The following is a 6,046-nucleotide window of genomic DNA, read 5'->3' as shown; positions in this document are numbered from 1 at the left end:
AGAGCGGGCGGAAGGAGACGCTTTCAGCCTGCGGTACCCAGATCCGCTCGTCCTCGGGAATGGCTGGCGCCACGATGAGATCGGGGATCATCTCCTTGGGCTGGGGTTTCTGATAGGGCATCCGGCGGAGCGTTTCCGCGTTGGGCGTGGCGGCCTGGGTCAGGACGGTCTCCATCGGTTTCCCCCTTCGGTATCACGATGCACTGTCCACATTGTGGACATTTTATCCATATTATGGATATTGAGATCTCCGGTTGAGAGCTGTCAACGCCCCGGCCTGTTCCACGGCGTCTCCACACCTGGAAAACTCGCGAGTTCATCAGTCCGGTCCCCCGCCTATCTCTTGGAGCACCACGGGGGAGGTGGCCTGCTGTCGCGTAGCAAGAAGGCGAACCCCACGGGGCCGCACTTCGCAGACATCAGGAGAGGGACATGTCTCGCAAAATCCTCGCCAGCCTCTCGTCACGCCTGTGTTGCGCGCTGCTCGGCGGGTGCATCGCCCTGCCGGGCCTAGCGGTCGGCGCCGCGGCGCAACCGGCTGGCACCAAGGCAATGCGCCAAGCTTGCATGCCCGATTACAACGCCTATTGTTCGGGCACTTCGCCCGGCGGCGGCCGGATCATCGCCTGCCTGAGGCAGCATGCGCAGAGCTTGTCGCCCGATTGCCTGAAGGCTCTGCAATCGGTTCAGGCCGCGCAAAAGGCGCAGGGCGGCTCATGATCGCGCGCCTTTCCCTCCGTGCATCGCGCGGTCGACACGCCCATGGATGACCCATGAGAGCGAGGGGGATGGCGCGCCGTCTTGCGTATCGACCTGATGGGGCCGCGCGGATGGTGCGGCCTCCGTCTCGTAATCGCGCGGCGTGGTCAGGTCTGGGGGTCGGAAATTTTGGGCGGACGCGGCTTTTGTCGGCAGGTGTGAATTTCCGCCAGACCGGACCACAGACCTATGGCGAGGCGGCGGACGAGATGCTCATCCTCTGGTCCGCGCAGGGTGACCGGCGGGCGTTTGACGAGATTGTCGGCCGTCACGGCGCCTTTGCGCTGCGGGTCGCCTCCCGGGTCATTCCGGACAAGGTGATCGCGGAAGATGTGGTGCAGGAGGCGATGGTGCGGGCCTGGTCTCAGGCCGGGCGTTTCGATCCCGGCCGGGCGCAGTTCCGCACTTGGCTATACCGGATCGTCGTCAACCTTTGCATCGATCAGCGGCGCCGGATCGCGCCCGATCAAATGCCGGAAGATTATGATGCGATCGACGAGGGGCCGGGTGCGGAAGAGATGGTGGCGGTCCGCGAGCGTGACGTGGCGCTGCGTGCGGCGCTTGGCACGTTGCCCGCGCGCCAGCGGGCGGTTTTGACGCTGGTCTATGACGAGGGTGTGTCCGGCGCTGAGGCGGGGCGTATCCTGGGCTTGTCGGCGAAGGCGGTGGAGCGTCTGCTGGCACGGGCGCGCGACCATCTGCGCGAGCGCATGCGGCCATACGGGGGTCGGAAGGAATGAGGATGTTGACGCTCAGGCGCTTTGCAACTCTGGCGGAGAGCTACGGTGCCGATCTCGCGCGCTGGCCGGAGGAAACGCGTGCCGAGGCCAAACGGCTTGCGGCCTCCAGCGTGGATGCGCAGAGGATTCTGGCTGATGCGAGAGTACTCGACTGGACCTTTGATGAGGCAAGCAAGGCTGAGGATCGGGCGCTCTGGCATGGCACGGAGGCTGAAGCGGCGCTCACTCGGTTGCGCGGCCATGTTGCGACCGCGATTGCAGCGCCCGAGGCACCGGCGCGCAGGTCGGCGGTCGGCGGTTGGCTTGTCGCTGGTTTCGGGGGCGTATCGCTGGGACGGCTGGAATGGTTCGGGGTGGCGACGGGCGGCGGCCTGGCCGTGGCCGGCGGGCTTGTGCTCGGCTATCTGACCGTTTCCGCGGGATCTGCGGAGACGGTCATGACTCTGTTGCAGCCCGGCCCGCTCCACCTCTTCGGCTTCTCATGATCATGCTGGACAAGACCTCTCGTAGCGGACGCGCTGGCCGGTTCCTGCTGCCGCTGTCGATCCTGCTCAACCTTTTCTTCGTTGCGCTGATCGTCGGCCATGTTCTGCAGGGTCGCCTGCATTCGCAGCTTGATCGCAGCCCGCTCGCGCGCGCCCTGGCGCATATGGAGGCAAGTCTTGCCCCCAAGGATGCCGCCGCCTTTCGTGCCGTGCTCAGCAAGGATGCGCCTGCCTATGTGGGGGCCGCGCAAAGGTTGGAGGCCGCTCGCATCGGTCTCGAGGCGCAGGTCCTGGCACAGCCTCTCGACAAGACTCACCTGCGGGCGGCTTTTGCGACGTGGCACAGCGCCTGGGACGCTTTCTTCGATGCGTTCAGTGGGCCGCTGACGGATGCGCTGGGGCAAATTTCGCCGGAGGGCCGCCGCAAGCTGGTGGCTGAACGTAAGTCCGAGCGCATGGGCGCGCACTGAAGCGGCCGGCCATCCAGCGGCCGTCTCTCTGTCATACGGAACGTCTATTGTGCCGTCGGAAATCCGCTCCCACCCCGTATCAGCCCTATGCGGCATGATCCGCAGAGATGGGAGCACAACTGATGATCCGTCGTCATTTTCTTGCGTCAGCGCTGGCAGCCCTTGCGGCGCAGGGCATCGTGCCTGCCGCCCATGCCGCTGGCTGGACCTATCATGGCCCACACGGTGGCACAGTGAGCCATTGGGGCGGGCCGCGCTATTATGGGCATCCCTATTACGGTCGCCATCCGTGCTGCTATGGAGGCGGCGCCGCGATCGCGGCCGGGGTTGCTGGGCTTGCGGTCGGCACGGCGGTGGGTGTGGCGGCCGCGTCGCGCCCCGCCTATGTCGCACCACCGCCCGTGGTCTACGTGTCGCCGCCGGTCGTCTACGCGGCGCCGCCCCCGGTGGGCTACGCACCGCCGCCAGTCTATTACGTCCCGTGAGGGTTCCAGTTTCTGCGCGCGGCCTCGCTTTCGCAGCCCTTCTGCTCTGCCTCGCCGGCTGCGCGGGCGCCCATGTGAGCGATATCGCCTCGACCAGGGCGGTCGGGCCGCCACCCCGCGAGATTCTCGTGGATGTCGAAACCGGCCCGGCGCGGAACGCGGCGGAGGCTGAGGACGAGCAAGCCGCGGCCCGCCAGCTGCGGAGCGATTTGATGCGTTGTCTCGTCAAAGCCGGACTCGCAGCCCAACCGGCGGCGCCGGGCCTGTCAGTTCCCGGAGCGGTCCGTTTGCATGTGGCCCTCACCCGGGTCGATCCCGGAAGTCGTGCGAAACGCCTCGTCATCGGCTTCGGCGCCGGGCGCGCGCGGCTCGAAGCGCGGGCCGAACTGCTGCCCGCCGGCTCTGCCGCCGCCATGCCGCTCACCGCCTTCGATACCTCGAGCGATACGGGGATGAAGCCCGGCCTGATCCTGCCGGGCGGCATCGCGCTCGCGACCGGAAACGCCATCCATATGGCTGTTGGCGGCGGGATCAACCTCGCCCTCAATTTGCAGGGCGGTCTCGCTCAGACCTCGGCGCATACGGCGACTGCGATCCTGGACGAGTTGCGGATATACTATCGCGGCGCAGGCTGGTCCTGGCCCGGCACCGCCTGACAAAAAGGGCCCGGTCCTTGCGAACCGGGCCCTTTTGTCTCAGAGCGCCGGGCGCTGTGTCGGCGGCGCCATGAATTCCGGGCCGATCGGCTCGGGCACCGTGCGGCTGAGGATCGCGTCGATTTCCGCTTTCGCGGCATCGTCGATCTTCCAGCCTTCGACATCGGCGATGGCGTTGAGCTGGTCCGGACGGCGTGCGCCCCACAGTGCGATGGTCGGCCCCTGGTCCAGCACCCAGCGCGCGGCCAGGGCGACGACGGTCTTGCCGAAGCGTTCCCGTGCCAGCTTGTCCAGCGCGTTAACCGCCGCAATGTATTTGGGCAGGACCCCGGGCTGGAATTTCGGATCCTTCTGGCGCAGATCGTCTCCCTCGAAGCGGGTCTCGGCCGTCATCCGGCCACTCAGCAGACCGCGGCAGAGCGCGCCATAGCTCAGCACCGTCAGCCCCTTGGCAGTGGAATAGGGCAGAACGTCGGCCTCGATCCCGCGCTCGAAAAGGTTATAGGGCGGCTGGACGGAATCGAGCCGGGCAACCTGCGAGAAAGCATCCATCTGTGCAGGCGAGAAATTGCTGACCCCGATGGCACGGATCTTCCCCTTGTCCAGGAGCTTCTGGAGTGCCTCCGCCGTCTCCTCAAAGGGGGTTTCGAGATCGGGCCAGTGGACCTGGTAGAGGTCGATGACGTCCGTCTGCAGGCGCCGGAGACTATCTTCGATCTCCTGCTCGATGCGGCCCTTGCGGGAATCGCGGAAAACCTTGCCATCCTTCCAAGCGAGGCCGAGCTTGGTGGCGATCTGCGCCTTCGCGCGCAGCCCGCCCTCAACGAGGGCCTTTCCGACGATCTCTTCCGAATTTCCGAAGCCATAGACCGGTGCGGTGTCGATCAGCGTAATGCCGCGTTCAACTGCGGAGCGGATGGTGGCGATTGCTTCTTTCTCGTCCGTGCCGCCCCACATCCAGCCGCCGATCGCCCATGTGCCAAGGCCGACACGCGAAGTCTTGACCCCGCTGCGGCCGATTTCGATGGATTCCATATTCTTTCCCTTCGCCCCGTGAGACTGCTGCCCTTCGATATAGGCGCTTGGCGCCAGGGCACAGAGGTGCGGTAATGCGCGTCATTCATTGATAGCTTGAACTGCATTCAACGATGCCGCTGCTCTCCCGCACGACCCTCGCCGATCTGAGCGCTTTCGTGGTGATCATACGCCATCGCAGCCTCAAGGGCGCGGCAATCGAACTGGGCGTTACCGCCTCGGCCATCAGCCATGCCCTGCGGCGGCTGGAGGCAGCACTCCAGGTGAAGCTGCTCAACCGGACCAGCCGCTCCGTGGCACCCACCGTTGCCGGGCTCGAACTCGCGGCGCGGCTGGAGGAAGGGTTCGAGACGATTTCCCGGGCACTCGAGGCGGCCGCGGCCGAGCAGGCGGCGGGGCTCGGTGAGCTTCGCCTCAACGTACCGGTCGACGGCGCGCATCTGCTGCTCGAGCCGGCCCTGCCGCTCTTTGCGGCGCGTTTCCCCGAGACGCGGCTGACCATCACTGTGGAGAACCGGCCGGTGGACATCGTGGCCGAGGGCTTCGACGCCGGCATCCGCTATGCCGATGCCGTGCCGCAGGACATGGTGGGGGTGATGTTGACGCCGCCGCTGCGCTGGGTGCTGGCGGCAAGCCCCGCCTATCTCGACCGCCACGGGCGGCCGGCCCAGCCGGCGGCTCTGCAGCAGCATCGCTGCCTTAAACTGCGGCTGGGCAACAATGCCGTCTATCGCTGGGAATTGGGCGAAGGTGACCGCCTGATGCGGCTCGACGTACCGGGCACGCTGACGTTCAACGATACCCATACCCAACTCTCGGCGATCCGGGCGGGCCTCGGCGTGGGGTACGTGCTGGAACCCCTGATCAAGGAGGATCTTCGTGCCGGCCGGATGGAGCTCGTGCTGCCGGACTGGGCCTCCCCTGGTGCGGGGTTCTGCATTTATTACCCGAGCCGCCGGCAGAGCCATCCGGCGCTGCGCTCGCTCATTGGCATCATCCGCCGGCAGTGGGACCGGCAAGACGAAGCGGCGCGGCGTGGCGGCTCACCCTGACCCCGCCGGTTATTGAGCATTCGAGAGCCAGGCGAGGAGGTTGCGCCACAGCATGCCGTAGCCGCTCCAGGCGACGAAGTCGTTCGGGACCCAATGCGGCCCGATGTCGGAGGTCCAGACCGCGGTGCGGCCGCGCCCGTGCGTTCCGGTCACGAGAAGCGGAAACCCGCCTTCCTCGGCCGGCAGGCGGGCGAGGACTTCGGCGCCGGGCCGGAGCTCGACCTCGTTGGCGCCGAGCAGCAGCGGCCACTCGCCCGTGATCCCCTTCAGGATCGGATGTTCGGGCGCGAGGATTTCGGCGCGGAAGCCATCGGGGATTTCGATGCGGTCGTCATAGGGCAGGCAGGTCACGGGCAGGGCGTCT

The 6,046-nt window shown here is 66.6% G+C and carries 9 protein-coding genes; 7 read left to right on the top strand and 2 right to left on the bottom strand.

Features of this window, described 5'->3' with window-relative positions; translation table 11 throughout:
• Positions 1-432 precede the first annotated feature (432 nt).
• The 6 genes from VL752_RS00900 to VL752_RS00875 all read left to right on the top strand — a co-directional run bounded on the left by VL752_RS00900 (position 433) and on the right by VL752_RS00875 (position 3,595).
• Positions 433-720 carry a cysteine rich repeat-containing protein gene (locus tag VL752_RS00900; RefSeq protein WP_325351844.1) on the top strand — a complete coding sequence of 96 codons (288 nt, stop codon included), beginning with the start codon at positions 433-435 and terminating at the stop codon, positions 718-720.
• A 185-nt stretch (positions 721-905) separates the two neighbouring features.
• Positions 906-1,499: an RNA polymerase sigma factor gene (locus VL752_RS00895; RefSeq protein WP_325351843.1), complete on the top strand. Its 594-nt coding sequence runs from the start codon at positions 906-908 to the stop codon at positions 1,497-1,499.
• A 2-nt stretch (positions 1,500-1,501) separates the two neighbouring features.
• Positions 1,502-1,984, top strand: coding sequence for a hypothetical protein (locus tag VL752_RS00890; protein WP_325351842.1), 483 nt, complete (start codon positions 1,502-1,504; stop codon positions 1,982-1,984).
• A 2-nt stretch (positions 1,985-1,986) separates the two neighbouring features.
• Positions 1,987-2,454, top strand: a complete 468-nt coding sequence (locus tag VL752_RS00885; protein WP_325351841.1) for a periplasmic heavy metal sensor — start codon at positions 1,987-1,989, stop codon at positions 2,452-2,454.
• Positions 2,455-2,576: 122 nt separating this feature from the next.
• A complete protein-coding gene (locus tag VL752_RS00880; protein WP_325351840.1) occupies positions 2,577-2,939 on the top strand; it encodes a hypothetical protein in 363 nt (120 codons plus the stop codon).
• Positions 2,936-3,595 (top strand): DUF4410 domain-containing protein, encoded by a 660-nt coding sequence (locus tag VL752_RS00875; RefSeq protein WP_325351839.1) that lies wholly within the window; start codon positions 2,936-2,938, stop codon positions 3,593-3,595. The genes VL752_RS00880 and VL752_RS00875 overlap by 4 nt, the downstream gene beginning before the upstream one ends.
• A gap of 39 nt (positions 3,596-3,634) precedes the next feature.
• Here the strand turns inward: VL752_RS00875 and VL752_RS00870 are convergent, their stop codons facing one another.
• Positions 3,635-4,630: an aldo/keto reductase gene (locus VL752_RS00870; RefSeq protein ID WP_325351838.1), complete on the bottom strand. Its 996-nt coding sequence runs from the start codon at positions 4,628-4,630 to the stop codon at positions 3,635-3,637.
• A gap of 113 nt (positions 4,631-4,743) precedes the next feature.
• Between VL752_RS00870 and VL752_RS00865 the strand changes: the two genes are divergently transcribed.
• On the top strand, positions 4,744-5,682 hold the full coding sequence (locus tag VL752_RS00865; protein WP_325351837.1) for a LysR family transcriptional regulator: 939 nt from the start codon (positions 4,744-4,746) through the stop codon (positions 5,680-5,682).
• 9 nt (positions 5,683-5,691) lie between these two features.
• Here VL752_RS00865 and VL752_RS00860 read toward each other — a convergent pair.
• Positions 5,692-6,046, bottom strand: a 355-nt coding sequence (locus VL752_RS00860; protein ID WP_325351836.1) for a glutamine amidotransferase, incomplete at its 5' end; no start/stop codon positions are given.

It is taken from the genome of Acidisoma sp. (genome assembly GCF_035492295.1).
In the GTDB taxonomy this organism is placed as follows: Bacteria; Pseudomonadota; Alphaproteobacteria; order Acetobacterales; family Acetobacteraceae; genus Acidisoma.
The sequence above is the reverse complement of the archived record's forward strand: the minus strand, read 5'-3'. Positions and strand labels throughout refer to the sequence as shown.